This is a genomic window from Caulifigura coniformis, assembly GCF_007745175.1.
In the GTDB taxonomy this organism is placed as follows: Bacteria; Planctomycetota; Planctomycetia; order Planctomycetales; family Planctomycetaceae; genus Caulifigura; species Caulifigura coniformis.
In genome coordinates, this window is sequence record NZ_CP036271.1 from 649,711 (window position 1) to 666,321 (window position 16,611).

Here is a 16,611-nt window from a genome sequence, read left to right on the forward strand (position 1 = left end):
TTGCCATCTGTTCAAGCTCTTCCGTTAAGGGGCAGACCAGCATCGTCGACCTTGTCAGACATCAGCGCTGTTCGATCAGCTGCACCGCGTCCACGTGCACGTTCCCGTCGGCCCCTTCCGTGCTGAACACGATCGCCGCATCTCCGGCCGAGAAGTCGAACACCCCGATCGTGTGGAACGCTTCCCCTTCCTTCGGGCTCTCCTTCTGGTTCAGCCGCAGTTTCATCGGGGCCTGTCCCGCCCGCTCGATGCTCACCGGCGCCTTCGACGCCCGGTTCTCGTGGCCGATCCACGCGATCCGCACCTGGTACTTCCCTGCGGCCGGAACCCGGAAGTCAAACCGCGCCGTCGCGTTCGCCCCCGGACCGGCATAGCGGTAGCCCGTCCCCACGTACGGATTCAGGCTGCCGTTCGCGCCCCATGTTCCCTTGAGCTTCGCCTGCGTGTCATCCACGACGATCCCCGGCAGCGAAGCCACCGAGATCCCCGGCACGCGCGGCTTCTGGGATCCCGCCGGCACGCCGACCACCGTATCCGCGCTCTTGTTGAGATAGGGTGACACGGCCGGCGATGCCGTGTCCCGGTACAGCGGACCCTCCAGCGAGTCGCGCCGCATTGCCCCCGGCTGCCTGCACAACTCCAGCAGGTCACCCAGGTATTTCTCATACACGCCGCGCGGCGACGTCCCGTTCTTCACGCACAGGTACGCCGCCTTGCCCACCACTTCCCCCATCATGCCGCACGTCCGCATCACGCGAATCGTCCCCAGCGCATCATGGTTCACGCTGATGCACCGCCCCGCCATGAACAGGTTCGGAATGTTCTTCGAATAGAAGCAGCGATACGGAATCGGATAACCCTGCTGGCGATCGACTCCCGCCCCGAACTCCGCCCTCGAAATGAACGGGTTGTCCGCGAACTTCTTTGCGTACATTTCCTTTGGATAGTGCAGGTCGATGTCCCACGTCGTCGGCACCGTGCCGTCCGGGAACTCCCGCTTGGCGACGATGTCTTCCCGCGTCAGCAGGATGTCCCCTTCGAGCATCCGCGATTCCCGGGTGCCGCCGACCGAGGCGACCCATTTCATCGCCGCATTGGCATGCTTCTCTTTCTCAGGCCCGTGCTTCAGCGCAGAGAACGCGCCGAACACCGCCCGGAAGTTCCAGTCGCGGATCAGCTCCAGGTCGTTGATCGGGTCCTTGTCGAACCCCGACTCCCAGAACCATTCCCCCTTCATGAACGGCTTGCCGTCCAGCTGCGATCGGCTCGCCTGCTGCTTCGGGAAGTCGCCCGGATCCATCGCCAGCGCCCACGGCGTTTCCGGCCAGGCCTGCGGCGAATCCTCGTGCTGCCAGTAGAACATGTTCGACATGCCCATCCGGCCCTTGATCTCCTGCAGGTAGTAAGCGCCCGCCGCCGCTCCGATGAACGCATGCCCCGTGGCGTCGCAGAAGAACTTTCCCCGGAAGATCCGCTCCTCGCTCGTGCGGACGTCCAGCGCCTGCACTGACTGGATCATCTTCGTCTGCGGATCCTGCTTCACGCTGTGCGCGAACTGCCCCAGGAACAGCGAGATGTTCTTCTCGCGCCGGACGACCGCCTCCTTCAGGGCGTCGCCATAGTGTTCCGCCAGCCCCGGGCTGTCCGGTGCGTGGTCGGCGAATTCTTCGATGATCTCCCCGAGATGCGGATACTTCCCCCGCATCGTTCCGCCGTTCGCCCATACCCGGATTTCGCTGCTGCCGTTGCCGCCAAGAACCAGCCGGTCCTGGATCAGCGCGACCTTCAGGCCCTGCCGCGCGCCCGAGATTGCCGCGCCGAGTCCGCTGTAGCCGCCGCCGATCACCACGAGGTCAAACTCCCCCGCGTCGATCGGCCCATCCGCCAGCCCGAGCCACTTCTTCCGCGCCGCAGCCAGCTCCTCCTTCTTCTCCGGCGGCGGCGACCCCGCCGTCGACAGGTAAATCGCGTCACAACGCCCGTCGAAACCGGTGAGGTCCCGCAGCGCGATCGTGTTTTCTCCCGCCTTCAGCGTCACCTTGCCGCCCGCCTGCCAATGCCAGTCGGCCCCTTCGGTTCCGAACTCGGTTTTGACCGCCTCGCCGTTCACCACGATCTGAAAACGTCCCGGAGTGCCCGGCGCCTTCCAGGCGGCGACCCAGTCCTTCGTCCGCGCCCACAGGGAGTATTCACCGGCGTCTTTGACGGTGAACTTCGTCGTCGCGTCCTTCACCGGCTGCCCCAGACCATGCGCGAGCAGGTAGGGCGAACCGACGACATGCGTGAACGAAGTGTCGAGCGACCAGCCACCCGGATCGGCGAACGACTCCGTTTCGAGGAACACCTCCCCGGCCCGTGCCCGCGGGGCGACGGTGAGGAACACCAGCGACAGAAACAGAGCGAGCGCGCGAGCCATGAGCTGATTCCGTGGTTTGAACCGCCAGCGAGCACTGATTCGCGCAGCGGGACCGTCCAACATCGGTCGTCCGATCCGAGAAGTCAACTGGCCGCCGGCGTCGAGACGCCGTGGGCGGACTCTTCGGCCGTCTGGTAAGCTGATTCCGTCCCGGTCCACCTTGCTCGCAACGCCAATGCCCGAACTCCCCTGGGCGGAAATTCGCGATTCGCTGATGAACGCGATCCGGGATGCGCTCCCGCTCCAGGTGCGCAAGGCCGCGGGCGAGCGCATCGCCGGCCTGGGGCTGCATATCGATGCGTACTACGGATCGGCCGGCCTCTACCTGCTGCCCGAATCGGCGGCTCACAAGCTGGACGCTGACGCCTTGGACAATATTGGAGACTGGCCGATTTCGACCGACTGGGTCCTGAGCGACGACCATTCACAGGCGTTTTCCGCGCACTGGAAATCGTGGGAGGACTGGTTTTCCACCCATCGGGACGACATCACCGACGAACAGGACTCCCAGCGCGGACTCCTCCGGATCGCCTGCGAAGCGATTCAACGACTGGAAAACGCAGGCCTGTTCGACGGCGTTCCAAAGACGGAGGATTTCAAGATCATCATCCAGGAACATGATGAACCCACGGCGCTCGGCGTCGAGCGCTATCGCCAGTTTGTCAGGACGGGCCTCGTCCGCTGTGACGGCGATCCATGAACCGGACCTGCATCTCAACAGCGCCATCGCGCAGGTCGGTGGCATCGAATCCCGAGGACGTCACGGCCTGCCAACGACGACAGGAAACGGAGTGCTGGAAGATGTTCACGGGGCGGTTGATGGTGGCGGTCGGCTTCCTGATCGCGAACTTCAGTTCATTGTTGCCGGCTGATGAGCCAGCGCCGCCGGCGAATCCCGGTTCGTCGCTCGAGAAGTCTGCGCAGTTCACGCGCCCCGAACTCATCGCCATCGCCTGGGCTTCCCCGAGGCCGGAAACCGAACAGCCCGCTCCGGGTCCCGTGGTCGCCTGGCGGCCCGATGGCAGTCCGCTCCCGGCCGAGGAAGTCGCCGCGATCACGAAAGAACTCCCCGGGTTCGGGGCCCCGGAGTTCGTCGAATCCGAAGGCCTCCACCCGTTGCACCTCGTGTTTCGGATTGATGCGCGGGCGACGAACTCCCAGCGGCTGACGCCGGGACTTGTCGTCGGAACCGCCCGCGTTGAAACCCTTGCCGCCCAGGAGGGCTCCTCCGCAGGGCGGCTGGCTCTCGCCCAGCTCGTCCCCTCTCAGAAGGCCGTCGCGAAGTGGCCTTCTGAGATCAGTGTCGAGGTCCGTGTCCCGATCGAGGAAGGGGACGTATTCAAGTCCGTGTCGCCCCTCCCCGATGCCCCCGTCGACGTCGCCCCGGGTGTGCGGCTCTATTGGACGCGCGCCGCGGCCGAGAGCCCGAGTGGCCGCAAGATCCTTCCGGCCGTCGCACTGTCGATCGATCGTTCGCAGACCGACCTCGTCGAATACGACTTCTTTACGCACCTGAAAGACGGCACGACCGAGTCGTTCAACGCCAGCCAGCCGACCCCCACCCACGACGTCCGGATCAGTCATCCGCTCGAGAGCAGGGACGTCGTCGAGAAAATCGATCTCTGGCGCCTGCGGTACCGGAGGGAGCGCTACGACCGACTCCCCGTCTTTCCGGATCGCATCGGGAAATAGCGGGTGGAGGCAGGCCGCGCGTGCCACGGCTCTATGAGCCGTGCAAACGGCGCGAACCCCTGGAATTCGCCACATCTCTGGCCCGCCGCTGCCAGGAATCATTTCCCCGGTCACACGGCTCCCTGCAGCACGTATAATGAGCCCGCATACGCAGGCCGGTTTGGCGAAAACATGGAAAGACGATGAGCGAATCTCTCAAAGGCCAGTTTCTGATCGCCGGTTACCGCTTGCGTGACGACAACTTCTTCAAGTCGGTCGTGCTGATCGTCGAGCACAACGAACAGGGAGCCATGGGAGTCATCGTCAATCGCCCCAGCGACGAGACCGTTTCGGAAACTCTCGCCGGCCACTTCGACCTCCCGGAAACCGAAGATGTGGTCTACCTCGGCGGGCCCGTCGAACCCGCCGCCCTGTTCATCGTCCACGATGGCGGCGTCGACAATCCCGATGAGCCGGAGATCGTCCCGGGAATCTACGTCGCCTCGAGCGCCGAGACGTTCGAGAGAATCGTCCGCGGCGCCGACGACGACATCCCCGTCCGCTATCGCATCTACAAGGGCTGCGCAGGCTGGGGCCCGGGACAGCTCGAAGGCGAGATGGGCCGCGGCGACTGGCTGCTCAACCCCGCCACTGAAGAGGTCGTTTTTCACGACGACCCCTACTCCGTCTGGGAAGAGCAGGTGAACGCCGTCTACGCCCGGCATCGCCTCCTCCCGCATCCCGAAGTCAGTCCCGAGTGGAACTGAGCGCTTCCGCCGCGCCGAAGCCGCGTCGTGGGAACGACGGAACACACGGAAAGTCAAAGGCCCCAGGCCAGCGTCACTCCGGAACGTCCATCTCCTCCACGGCTCCTTCCCCCAGCTGTCTTCGATCCGTGCAATCCGTCTGATCCGTGGTTCCCAGCCACCCACGGTCCAGCGACGCCCGCTCTTCCTCCGCCCCGCCCCCGCCCCTTTTCCGTTTCTTCCGCGTGTTCCGTGGTTCCTCCCCCGCGGCACGCTCGGCATCGGACGCCCCCCGGGCGCATCCCATCCGTGCGATCCGTGGTTCGTCCCGACCCACGGTCCAACCAGCCCCACACTCTCTTCGGCTCCCCGCCCCACACTCGACCCTTTTCCGTTTCTTCCGTGTGTTCCGTGGTTCCTCCCCCGAGCGGTCTCTGATCCACAGCTCCTTTCTTGCTGCGAACCCGCCCGTGCGCTACGGTCTCCCCATGCACGCGGTTGAGTTCCTTCGCAAGCCGGCCCCCCAGCAGGCGGCCTTCATCGTCCTTCATGGCGGTGAGAGTACGCTCAAGGCTTCGTCGTTGGCTGCCGTCTCCAAGATCGTGCTCGGTGAAGACGCCGACGAAACCAGCCTGGTGCGGCTCGAGGGGGATGTCGACTGGGCCCGTGTCCGCGATGAACTCGCGACCGTTTCCATGTTCACCTCCCGACGCCTCGTCGTCGTCGAGGACGCCGACGACTTCGTCACGAAGCACCGCGGCCAGCTCGAAAGCTACATCGAGAAGCCGTCGAAGAAATCGACCTTCGTCCTCGACCTGAAATCCTGGAAGAAGAACACCCGTCTCGCCAAAAAACTGGACGAACTCGGGCTCGAGATCGATTGCAGCGAACTCGCCGGACCGAGGCTCACCGGCTGGCTCGTCGAGTCGGCCGAGTCGGAATACGGCAAGCAGCTCTCGCGCGACGCCGCCGCGCTGATGGTCGAACTCGCCGGCTCCGGCCTCGGACTGCTCGAACAGGAACTCGGGAAGCTCGCGTCGTACGTCGGCGATCGTCCGCGGATCACTCCCGAGGATGTCCGGCAGATGGTGGGCGGCTGGAAGGCCGAAACCACCTGGACGATGCTCGACGCCGTCCGCGACGGCGATCCGGGCTCCGCCCTCAGCTGCCTCGAAAAGCTGCTGACCGCCGGCGAGGCCGGCCCCAGGCTCCTCGGCGGTATCAGTTTCGTCTTCCGCAAGCTGGGTGACGCCACCGAACGCTCGCGGGAGGGCGTTCCTCTCCCCGCCGCCCTCAAGGACGCCGGCGTTTTCTTTCGCGACATTGAAAAGGCGGAACGCTATCTCCGCCGGGTCAGACGCCCCCGGGCCGAGAAAATTCTCGCCCGGCTGCTCAAGGCCGATTCCGACCTCAAGGGAGGAAGCCCCCTCACTGAACGCCTGCAGATGGAGCTGTTACTCCTCTGGCTGGCAGGTGTTGAGACGCGATAGGCCCGCGCGCCTGAGTGAGCGGACGGGTCTTCCGCCGCTCCGTGCGCAACCGCCCGCGACAGGTGGAGGAACCACCAACGTCTTCACGGCCATCCCGTTGCATCCCGCAACCCCGCCTGCCGGACTCGCGGATGGGCCGGTCCGGGCGCGCAGCTGCTGTGCTGGTATGGGGATGGGGGAAAATGGGCGAGAAGTACGCAACCACACATCAAAGCGCGCGCCTCGCTCGCTCGCCGCCGCGAAGTGCACCGACCGCGACTTACCCGGAGACTCACTCGGGAAGCAGCGTTTCCCGACCGGCAGAAATTGCCTATTCTTTTCGCTCAGGAATGCAGGGAGGCGATTCCGTGAAGCGTGTCTGCTCACTTCGAACCGGGCGGTGGGGATTTCCGCTCGTTGTGCTCGCGATCGGCTGTGCGGCGACGGCCGCCTTTGCCTGGCAGGCCAACGCGCATCAACAGACCGTGTCCGCCCTGGAACTGGCGATCCAGCGTGCGCCCCGTCGCAGCGATCTGATTGCCGCGCTCTGGCGGCTCTTTCCGCTCCTGCAGGATGACGATGCCCGCGACATCACCGACGCCGAAGCCGCGATCCGCGCGCTGAACCATTCCCGCCGATTTGAAGAAGAGCTTCAGACCGTCAAGAAGCTCATCAAGGACCAGCAGGATCGCTGCCTGGCGCTCAGCCCCCGCCGCCGCCGCCTCGATCAGGACGATCCCGTCATCAAGGCGATCTTCGGACGGCTCGACCTCGACTTCCGCCGCCTCAGCGATATCGACGTCCTGGCCGACATCAGCCCGATCGCCGGTGATGCCTCCGAGGCCCCGCGGCATCACCCCCACGGCCCCTTGACTCGCCGCTCCACGACCCTGGCTTCCTATCGCCAGATCGTCATCGAGATGATTCAGGGGATCAGCGAAAAGCCCGATCCCTCCGCCCGCCTGTCCGACTACCACCACGAGGCCCAGCTTCGCGTCGTCGCCGCCTGGCGATGCGCGATCGCCTTCGCCATCGGCGGCGCCGTGGCCGCCCTGCTGCTCTTCTACATCTTCGATCGCTCCGTCTGGCGTCCGCTCGAAATCATGCGGAAGCTGATCGACCGCATCGCCAGCCGCCGCTATGGAGAAATCATCAAGCCCCGCGGCGCTCCCGAACTCGTCCAGATGTTCGGTTCGCTGTCGGCCATCTGCGAACGCGGGAAATGCGCCGACGATGATCGCGAACAGGAAGTCGAGGATCGTTCAAAGCAGCGGGTTCGTTCAGAGCGACTCGCCGGCATCGGCCTCCTGGCGACCAGCGTCGCCCACGAAATCAATAACCCGCTGACGGCCATCGTCGGAGCCGCCGACGGACTGACCTGGCGGCTCACCGACGCCGCCTCGAAGCTCCCGCCCGATGACGCCGAAATCGTCCGCGAGTATCTCGCGATGATCGTCAGCGAGTCCAAGCGCTGCCGCGCCATCACGACCAAGCTGCTCGACTTCGCCCGCGGCCGCGAAGGAGAGCGGGCGCTCTACGACATCACCGCCATCGTCAGCGAAGTCGTCGGCATGTTCCGCCATATGCGGCAGTATTCCGGTCGCGCCGTGGAAGTGAATCGACAGGATCCGGTCCGCGCCTGGTGCAACGGACCTGAGATCAAGCAGGTGATCCTCAACCTCGTCGCGAACGCGCTCCAGGCGACTCCCGAAGGGGGCCGGCTCGATATCCGCGTCTCGTCCACGCCCGACGCCGTCGACGTCTGCTTCACCGACACCGGGTCCGGCATGAGCGCCGAGACGATCGAGCACATCTTCGATCCCTTTTTCAGCACCAAGGGCCCGGGAGCCGGTACCGGCCTCGGCCTCTCCATCTCGCACGCGATCATCGAAAAGCATCAGGGGGCCCTTGAAGCCCACAGCGCCGGGCCGGGGCAGGGGAGCACGTTCCGCATCCGGCTCCCGGCCAGTGAAAACGCCGCCCGGGCCGTCGAAGCCCGCCGCGCCGCCTGATCGGCCATCAAAGCACACGATTCCGCTGTAACGCATTCTCCGCCGTGTCGCCTTGAAGGGTGTTCCGAGCCTGATCGCCCGGAAGACCAACCACTTCAAGCCTCACTACGAGGAGAGACGGAGATGCAACGCATCACCAGAATGGCATGGGCCGCGGTCGCAGTACTCGGCCTGTTCTCACCCAGGCCGACCGATGCGGCCGGCCCGTCCGGAAACTCCGGTTCCCGCAGCTCCATGAATCGCGGCGGCATGACTTCGCGGGGCAGCGGCCCGTCGATGAAGTCGATGCCCTCGACCCCGCGGTTCAACGGCGGCTCGATGAAAAGCCAGGTCCTGAAGACCCCGGTCGTCAACAACAGCTCCTCCGGGCGCTTCGACAAGGTCGGAACGAAAATCGGCCCGATCGTGAAACTCCCCGGCAACTCGCTCCCCGGCGGGTCGAAGCCTCCCGTCATCAAGCCCTTCCCCGGCGGCAAGCCTCCGGTGATTGATCCGGGCAACGGCGGCGGCAAGCCCCCGAAGAAGCCTCCGATCTTTAATCCCTTCCCCGGCGGCAAACCCCCAGTCCTCGACCCCGGCAACGGTGGCGGGAAGCCTCCGAAGAAGCCCCCGATCTTCGATCCCTTCCCGGGCGGGAAACCCCCGATCCTGGATCCCGGCAACGGCGGTAAGCCCCCCGGCGGCGGAAACGGCGGTGGCGGAAACGGTGGCGGCGGAAATGGTGGCGGTGGAAATGGTGGCGGTGGGAACGGAAACGGCGGCGGACATGGCCACGGAAATGGACATGGCCACGGCCATCACCACGGACATCACCATCACCACCACGGACACTGGTGGTGGCCTCACTACACCCTCGGCTGGTATTGCCCTCCGGTCTACACGCAGCCCTACTGCGGCACGGTGTTCCTGAATGGAAGCTGGACCTACGTCGATCAGCCGGTCGCCATCGAACAGATCAGCCTCGTCCAGGCGGGAGAGACGCTCCCTGAGATTCCGTCCAACGCGACGTTCAGGATGCAGGTTCCCGGACTCGGCCCGACAAAAGGGATGGTCGCCGTCGAAATCAATGGCGTCGGCATGCAGGCCGAGGTGCTGGAATGGAATGCGGATTCGGTCATCGTCAGGTTGCCGTCCGTCGGCCTCACCCAGCCGCAGCTGTCCCAGCTGTACGTCCTGCAGTCGGACGGAGCGATGGCGAAGAACTTGAAGTTCCGGATGCTGCCCGCCATCGAAACGCCGCTGGCATCGACGAACTGAGAGCAGACAATTCGAGCGGCGACTCCACGCGGTTCAGCAATGAGCCGCGTGGTTTTATGCGCGCCGGCATTGAGTGAGCGGCAAGGCGCTAGCCGCCGGTCGGGCATCCCGCCGGGCGCCGGTTCATGTGTCTCGCCCCTTCCGATCCTGCGCCTCGTTGATATAGAGAACCACGTTCGCCAGATCGTCGTCTCGGTCAATGAACTCGATGTCGCCTCCCTTGGCCCAGATCGACTCCGCTTCGATCGCATCCGGCAGCTGTCTCAAGACTCGAGTCGCATTGGCTTTGAACTGATCACGGACGATCTTCGGATTGGCCTGGGCTGTGACAGCGATATGGACATGATTGGACCGAACAGAGATGGCGTGCATTGCCCAGCATCGAATCTCGGCATGTCGCCGACAGACTTCCTCAACTCTCCGACGTTGTGAGGAAATCAGAACGATCGGCTGTCCCTTGAGGCGTTCGCGGCACCAGGCGGCGAGCGATGGTTGTGCTGGTTGTTCTCCTGCCCGCGCTTTTCGCCAGCCACGGATGTCGCCCGGCAACCAGGTGCCATGGGTCGTCCAGGTGATGAAGTAGGCGAGCGGGTAGTCGGACATGGAAGCACAGTTTGCAGGTGTCGTCGACCGGCGGCTAGCGCCTTGCCGCTCACGGGGCATGCCGCGTTGGCTAGCGCCGACCGCTCACGGCTGCAATCGGGACGCTGGTGTTCGCTGCCGTCAATCTTCGTAGAGCGCGGCATAGAACCCGCAGCATCCGAACAGATTGAGGCCTGCGATGAACGCGCCAATGAACCCCAGAATCCGGTGTGTCGTCCTTGCAAACGCATAACAGCCGAGAACGAGTGCGATGCCTGAAAGGCAGACTCCGGCCAGCGTGGCTTGCAGCACATAGTCAGCGAGAGGGCCAACCCAGGTCACGCTGGGCCGGCGGTTCGTTCGATCGGAGCGGGCATGAAACGCCACGATGACGAGCAGCAACGTCGAAAGACCAGCGATCAGGAGCGATGCCGCCGATGTCCGCCCTTCGTTGACGAGATCAAGCGGCGGTGATGGCTCCGTTGGAGGTTGCCTCCAGACGACGTGCCGTCGTACGCGAACAGGGAGAATCGCCCGCATGAGGCCACTCACGAAAGCGAGCAAGGTTGTCGTGAGGATGGGAATGCATGCGAGGAACCACCAGGGATGGTCGGACTGAATCGATGAGATGGCCGGAGGCAGAAGAGGCGCCTCGCCACGGCGTACTCGGGCCACATCGACCGCGGGCAGGAAAAGTGCGGCCTGCAGGGAGATGATCGCGTTGACGACCAGTAGGGACGCAATTGAGACACGAAATCGCCGCGGAGGGGCTGTCTGCTCGGACATGCAATCTCCCGTTGCAGAGGTAATACGTCCACAACTCAATCAGCGTTTGAAGCGCGAAGTCGAGCGCTGGTAACCCTTGGACCGGCGGCTAGCGCCGACCGCTCACGGCCGCCGCCCACTCCTTCAGCGCCTCCCGCTGAATTTTCACGTTGTGCCGCGTGTCCACCGGTAGCGACCGGTGGAACATCACCTCGCGGATGCACGACGTCAGCGGTGACCCGGCTCCCAGCCGCAGAAGTTCGTCGCGAAACGCCGCGACGGCCGCGGGCGTCTCCGGAAACTTCCCCGCCTCCGGTTCAATGACGATCACCGGCGCTTCATCGCTCACATCCCCGATCCCCACCAGCGCGGCCCGGTAAACATGCGGATGCGTTTCGAAGATCGCTTCGCAGCAGACGGAGTACATCGAGCCCAAACGCGTGTGGACGATGTGCGCCTTCCGCCCGCAGAACCACAGCAGGCCCTCGCCATCGATGTAGCCGACGTCTCCGATGCGATGCCACACGCTCGGGCGGTCATCTCCGGGGAATGAACGCGGATCGGCGATCTTCGCGACGGCCGTCGCCTCGGGCCGTCGAAAGTACTCGCGCGTGACGGAACGTCCGCGAACGATGATCTCGCCAATCTCCCCGGGACCGCAGGCCTCCGCAACGTCGAGCGCCGCGACGGGACCGTCGGTGATCCGAATGATGCGGATCTCGATCTCAGGGAACGGCCGGCCGACGCACGTTCCGGCCCCCTTACGCGTGCGTGCCGCGGTTGAGGACAGAACTTCGCGTCCCCCGATCGAGGCAGCGGGCAGGCTCTCCGTCGCCCCGTAGGGAGTAAACAGGTCGGCATTCGGCCCGTTGAGCACACGTGCCATTCGCTCGAGAACATGGTTCGGCACAGGTCCGCCGGCGGAGAGCGCGCGGCGGATCGTTGGCAGCGTGATGCGATGTTCGTCGCAGTAGCGACCCACACGGTTCCAGAACGCCGGCGAACCGAACGCCTGCGTGACGCCATGCCGCTCGATAGCTCGCAGGATCTTCACCGGATCGACCTGGGCCGGCCTGGTTGGATTCATGTCGGGGACGACCGTGGTCACACCCATCGCCGCGTTGAACAGGCCGAAGAGAGGAAACCCGGGCAGGTCGACTTCCCCCGGTTCGATGCCGTACTGCCGCTGGATCAACTCGACCTGGGCGCCGAACATGCCGTGCTCGTAGGCCACCCCCTTCGGCGGGCCGGTGCTGCCGCTGGTGAAAATGACCGCTGCGGGATCACTGCCGGCAACGCTGACCGGCTTCGGAGGGTGAACGCCTCCGAGTTTGAGGATGTCGCCATACGTGGGGCCGAAACCGGGGATCCGCATACCGACGGTCACGTTGAGCCGTGCGGAGCGAAAGACCTTCTCCCGCCGCTTCCACCAGCGGATCAGCTGCACGACCGGAATCGCCACGAAGCCTTCCGGCTCAACCTCCTCCAGACACCGGAAGATGTTCGTCCGGCCCATCCCCGGGTCGATCAGGATGACAATCGCACCCGCCCGGAAGAGCGCGAACGTCAGCGCAATGAACTCGATCCCGGGCCGCACCATCAGGACGATTCGCCGGCCGGGTGTGAGTCCCAGCGACTGCAAACCCGCGACGAGCTGGTCCACCTCGCGATCCAGCTCGGCGAATGTTCGGCGGTTTTCACGTTGGTCGATGACGGCCGCCCGCTCCGGCCAGGCAACGGCCGACTCCCGCAACCGATCCGCAATGTTGCCGCTCATCGCCGGACCTCAAACCTGTTTGAACCACCAGGGCCCAAAGACACCGGGGATCGGCCACGACCCGTTGATGTTTGCGAGGCTTCAGTCCTGATCCCGCGTTCGTGACTCCAGCGAGAACTGAAGCAAAGTCCTTCGTCCCTTTGTGTCCTGGTGGTTCCCTTCTCTTCCCTTTGCGGGAGCGATGACGCGCGACCGAACCCGCGGCAGGCTAGATTAGCGGTCCCGGTCTGAACGCTGTCCTCCACCAGAAAACTGCTCATGAACAAAGTGCTCATTATCGTCGGCGATGCCACCGAAACCGTCGACACGCTCTATCCGATCTTTCGTCTGCAGGAGGATGGCTTTCAGCCGGTCGTCGCGGCGCCCGAGAAACGCACGTACCAGATGGTGATGCACCAGGTTCGCCCGGGCTGGACGATCACGAAGGAGTGGGAAGGCTACACGATCGACGCCGACATCGCCTTCAAGGACATCCGCGAAGAGGAATACGTCGGCATCTTCTTCAGTGGAGGCCGCGCCCCGGAGTACATCCGCGAAGACAAAGACCTGATCCGCATCACGCAGCATTTCTTCGACACGAACAAGCCGATCGCGAGCGTCTGTCACGGCGTCGAGATTCCCGCCCGGGCGGACCGGGTTCGCGGGCGGAAGATGGCCACCGTCGCCAAGTGCAAATTCGAACTGGAGATCTGCGGCGGGACGTATGTCAACGAGCCCTGCGTGATTGACGGCAATCTCGTGAGCGGCCGGACCTATCACGACCACGGCAGCTACATCGGGCCGTGGATCAAGATGCTGATTGCGGCGCGGGAGAAAGCGAAGAAATAGCCGGCTACGACTCTTGATGGCTGGCGGTTATTCCTGAACACGAAGTCCGGCGGCCTTTGCCTTGTCGGCTTCCCGGGCGGAGTTGGCCAGACCGACGATGTCTTCGGTCTGGCCAGCGGCGGAAACTCTTCGCTTTTCTCGCTCATCCACGATGACGGAGCCGCGTTCCGCGGCGACGCGGAAAGTCTCTGGTGAAACTGGCCGGTTGACCTCGACCAGCCGCGGCGCCACGACTTGCACTGAACGCACCCCGCCGTCGCGGAATGAGAGGCGGCCACTGACCAGCGGGAACGGAATGCCTTCAGGTGACACATAGCGGCCAGCCTGGATCGTCAGGGTCTCGAATCCGGGTGACGATGCCTGCATCGATCGCATGATCCCGTCTTCACGGGAGAATTCGTAGACGACATCCGTCGTGTCTTCCCGCCATTTCAAGACGATATGCCCGGTGTCGTCGGTAGCGGCATGCATCACCACCTTGAAAGCGGTCTCGGGAGATTTGATCCCCAGTTCGTGTGAAAACGTGCTGAGTCCCAGCGAAGCGATCGTCGACCGATGAGGTTCCCAGATGTTCGCCTGGATGCGCCCTTCACTCGAAACAAACCAGACGGTCGCTCGTTCGTCCGTGACGAAGTTGTCGGTCTTGGAGAATTCCGCCGTGCGGGGACCGTCCCGGTAGAACTCGACCGACCGCACTCCCCGCGCGGGGTCACCCTGTCGCAACAGCGATCGATACAATGTGGCCCGGTCCCGCTCCATTCCGGAAGTCGCGGCATACTGAAAGAAGGTCCTGCGGAATTCCTCGAGAGTCAGCGGCGCCGCAGATGAACTCGAGAGGCTCAGGTGGTCTGCGATGATGTGTATGCTCGACACTGCCTTGGCGCGGGCGGCCATCAGTTCGACCACCTCTTTCACGAGGCGCGTGTCTGCCGCTTCCTGAGCGAAGGAGCGTTGTGACGCCAGCAACAGAAATAGGGCGGCGAAGAGAATGTGGATGTGAAACATGAGCCCTCCGGAAACATCATCGCCCGGGGGCTCGGCAATGGCCAGCGAGAGGAAGCGGTCCTCGACCACTCACAAAAAACAAAGCACCCCGGTGCCTTGCGGCAGCCGGGGTGCTCAGGGTCACCCTTGAAGAGCCCATCAGACCCGAAGGCCACGGACTCCGAACGGGCAACGTTGTTTCAGGCGGCTTTCCGGTTCACGCTGGCGGTCGTCTTGGCGGCCAGCAGGTGGGCGGTCAGTTTTTCGCGGCTGCTCGAGCGGATCATCGCGTCCTTGCGGGCGCTGCCGAGCCAGTAGCTCAGCGACGTCAGCCCGACGGCAAACACCAGCGTTCCGAGGCAGGCCAGTTGCACGACCTGGTCATCGGTCAGGGAGTTGAGCATCGCGGCGTCTCCGTCACTTCCGGGGGATGCTGTTTGGTTCGGCAACCGCGCGGTCGTCGCTGAAGCGGGAATTGCCGATGGCGTTGCAGCCCCTACAGAGCGAACGGGCGATGTCCGTTTGCGCCGGTCCCGCCGGTGGAATCGTCGGGCAGCGAACTGCCGCGGCGGTCAGAGCTTTTCGAATCGCGAATACGCCTCGTCCCACCGGGCGGCGTTCTTCGGTTCGAACGTCTTCAGCTCGCTCGATTCGCGGACCACGGTCCGCAGGTCGGCCAGCGTTCCAATTTCCCCGGCCGCCCGGGCCTGCAGCAGCACGTTCCCCAGGGCCGTCCCTTCCGTCGGGCCCGCGATCACCGGAATGCCGCAGGCGTCCGCCGTGAACTGGTTCAGCAGGTCGTTCTTCGATCCGCCGCCGACGACGTGCAGCACTTCCACCTTTTCGTTGGTGAGCGATTCGATGCCCCGCAGGACCTGGCGATACTTGAGCGCCAGGCTCTCCAGCGCGCAGCGGATCAGCCGGCCTTCGCTGTCGGGGACCGGCTGCTTGCGCGAGCGGCAGTAATCCTGCAGCGCCGTCGACATGTCGCCAGGGCTGAGGAACGTCGGGTCGTTCGGGTCGACCAGCGACCGGAACGGCTCGGCCTCGGAGGCCAGCTTCGTGAGGACGCCGTAATCGAGCGGATTCCCGCGGCGCTCGAACGACCGCCGGCACTCCTGCACGATCCACAGGCCCATCACGTTCTTCAGCAGCCGGTAAGTTCCGTCGACGCCGCCTTCATTGGTAACGTTGAGCGCTAGGGCCTTCTCCGTAAGCACGGCCTGCTGCACCTCGACGCCGATCAGCGACCATGTTCCCGAGCTGATATAGGCCCAGTTCGCCTTCCCCGTATTACCAGTCGGAACGGCGGCGACGGCCGCGGCTGTGTCGTGCGTGGCCGGGGCGACAATCGGCACGCGCGACAGTCCCGTCCGCTGGGCCACCTCTTCCCGAAGGATTCCCAGGTTCGTCCCCGGAGCAACGATCTGCGGGAAGATGTTCGTCGGGATCTCGAACCGACGCAGGAGGTCGGTCGCCCACGTCCGTTCGGTTGCGTTGAGAAACTGCGTCGTCGTCGCGTTCGTAAATTCCACCACGCGGCTTCCGCACAGCAGCCAGTGGAAGAAGTCGGGCATCATCAGGAAGCGGTCGGCCTGAGCCAGCAGTGAAGGGTCTTTGAGCTGCATCGCGATCAGCTGATACAGCGTGTTGATCTCCATGAACTGCAGGCCCGTCGTCGCGAAGATCTCGCGCTTCGGAACGCGCGTGAACGCGCTGTCCATCAACCCTTTCGTGCGTGGATCGCGGTAGTTGTACGGCTGGCCGAGGATCTCGTTGTTCTTGTTCAGCAGGACATAATCGACGCCCCACGTGTCGACGCCGATCGAAGCCACGTCCGGGCCATCCTGCTGGGCGGCCTTTGCGAGGCCATCCAGGATGTCGGTCCAGATCCGCAGCACATCCCACCGCCGCGTGCCGGCGACCGGGACGAGGTTGTTGGAAAAGCGGTGCACGTCGTCCAGGCGCACCCGACGTCCGTCAAACTTTCCGCTGATCACCCGGCCTGATTCGGCGCCAAGGTCGACTGCGAGAAACACACGATCCGCCATCGGAGCGCTCCGGCTGCGTGGAAATGCATCAAGGAACGTGCAGGATGCGGTGA

At 64.3% G+C, this 16,611-nt stretch carries 14 protein-coding genes; 7 read left to right on the top strand and 7 right to left on the bottom strand.

All coding sequences use genetic code 11. The features are described 5' to 3' along the window. Window positions 1–61 precede the first annotated feature (61 nt). Entirely contained in the window at window positions 62–2,416 is a 2,355-nt protein-coding gene (locus tag Pan44_RS02605; protein WP_145026947.1) for an FAD-dependent oxidoreductase, read from the bottom strand. Between the two features lie 175 nt (window positions 2,417–2,591). Here Pan44_RS02605 and Pan44_RS02610 point away from each other — a divergent pair, with 175 nt between their 5' ends. The 6 genes from Pan44_RS02610 (at window position 2,592) to Pan44_RS02635 (ending at window position 9,571) form a co-directional block, all read left to right on the top strand. Continuing rightward, window positions 2,592–3,116 carry a hypothetical protein gene (locus Pan44_RS02610; protein ID WP_145026949.1) on the top strand — a complete coding sequence of 175 codons (525 nt, stop codon included), beginning with the start codon at window positions 2,592–2,594 and terminating at the stop codon, window positions 3,114–3,116. Then, window positions 3,113–4,108 (top strand): hypothetical protein, encoded by a 996-nt coding sequence (locus tag Pan44_RS02615; protein ID WP_145026951.1) that lies wholly within the window; start codon window positions 3,113–3,115, stop codon window positions 4,106–4,108. Before Pan44_RS02610 ends, Pan44_RS02615 begins: the two co-directional genes overlap by 4 nt. Before the next feature lie 182 nt (window positions 4,109–4,290). After that, window positions 4,291–4,854 (top strand): YqgE/AlgH family protein, encoded by a 564-nt coding sequence (locus Pan44_RS02620; RefSeq protein WP_145026953.1) that lies wholly within the window; start codon window positions 4,291–4,293, stop codon window positions 4,852–4,854. Window positions 4,855–5,321: 467 nt separating this feature from the next. Then, window positions 5,322–6,323, top strand: a complete 1,002-nt coding sequence (gene holA / locus Pan44_RS02625) for a DNA polymerase III subunit delta (protein WP_145026955.1) — start codon at window positions 5,322–5,324, stop codon at window positions 6,321–6,323. A gap of 347 nt (window positions 6,324–6,670) precedes the next feature. Continuing rightward, window positions 6,671–8,314, top strand: coding sequence for a sensor histidine kinase (locus tag Pan44_RS02630; RefSeq protein WP_197453782.1), 1,644 nt, complete (start codon window positions 6,671–6,673; stop codon window positions 8,312–8,314). A 123-nt stretch (window positions 8,315–8,437) separates the two neighbouring features. Continuing rightward, window positions 8,438–9,571, top strand: coding sequence for a hypothetical protein (locus Pan44_RS02635; protein ID WP_145026959.1), 1,134 nt, complete (start codon window positions 8,438–8,440; stop codon window positions 9,569–9,571). 123 nt (window positions 9,572–9,694) lie between these two features. Here Pan44_RS02635 and Pan44_RS02640 read toward each other — a convergent pair whose 3' ends face one another. From Pan44_RS02640 to Pan44_RS02650, 3 genes are all read right to left on the bottom strand, one after another. Beyond that, window positions 9,695–10,174 carry a transposase gene (locus tag Pan44_RS02640; protein ID WP_145026961.1) on the bottom strand — a complete coding sequence of 160 codons (480 nt, stop codon included), beginning with the start codon at window positions 10,172–10,174 and terminating at the stop codon, window positions 9,695–9,697. Between the two features lie 120 nt (window positions 10,175–10,294). After that, window positions 10,295–10,939 (bottom strand): hypothetical protein, encoded by a 645-nt coding sequence (locus tag Pan44_RS02645; RefSeq protein WP_145026963.1) that lies wholly within the window; start codon window positions 10,937–10,939, stop codon window positions 10,295–10,297. An 88-nt stretch (window positions 10,940–11,027) separates the two neighbouring features. After that, on the bottom strand, window positions 11,028–12,695 hold the full coding sequence (locus Pan44_RS02650; protein WP_145026965.1) for a fatty acid CoA ligase family protein: 1,668 nt from the start codon (window positions 12,693–12,695) through the stop codon (window positions 11,028–11,030). 258 nt (window positions 12,696–12,953) lie between these two features. Here Pan44_RS02650 and Pan44_RS02655 point away from each other — a divergent pair, with 258 nt between their 5' ends. Then, complete coding sequence (locus tag Pan44_RS02655) at window positions 12,954–13,523, top strand: DJ-1/PfpI family protein (protein ID WP_145026967.1); 570 nt, start codon at window positions 12,954–12,956, stop codon at window positions 13,521–13,523. Between the two features lie 27 nt (window positions 13,524–13,550). Here the strand turns inward: Pan44_RS02655 and Pan44_RS02660 are convergent, their stop codons facing one another. From Pan44_RS02660 to rhaB, 3 genes are all read right to left on the bottom strand, one after another. Beyond that, a complete protein-coding gene (locus Pan44_RS02660) occupies window positions 13,551–14,528 on the bottom strand; it encodes a hypothetical protein (RefSeq protein WP_145026969.1) in 978 nt (325 codons plus the stop codon). Window positions 14,529–14,707: 179 nt separating this feature from the next. After that, window positions 14,708–14,911, bottom strand: coding sequence for a hypothetical protein (locus Pan44_RS02665; protein WP_145026971.1), 204 nt, complete (start codon window positions 14,909–14,911; stop codon window positions 14,708–14,710). Window positions 14,912–15,079: 168 nt separating this feature from the next. Beyond that, a complete protein-coding gene (rhaB, locus tag Pan44_RS02670) occupies window positions 15,080–16,558 on the bottom strand; it encodes a rhamnulokinase (protein ID WP_145026973.1) in 1,479 nt (492 codons plus the stop codon). Between the last annotated feature and the right edge of the window lie 53 nt (window positions 16,559–16,611).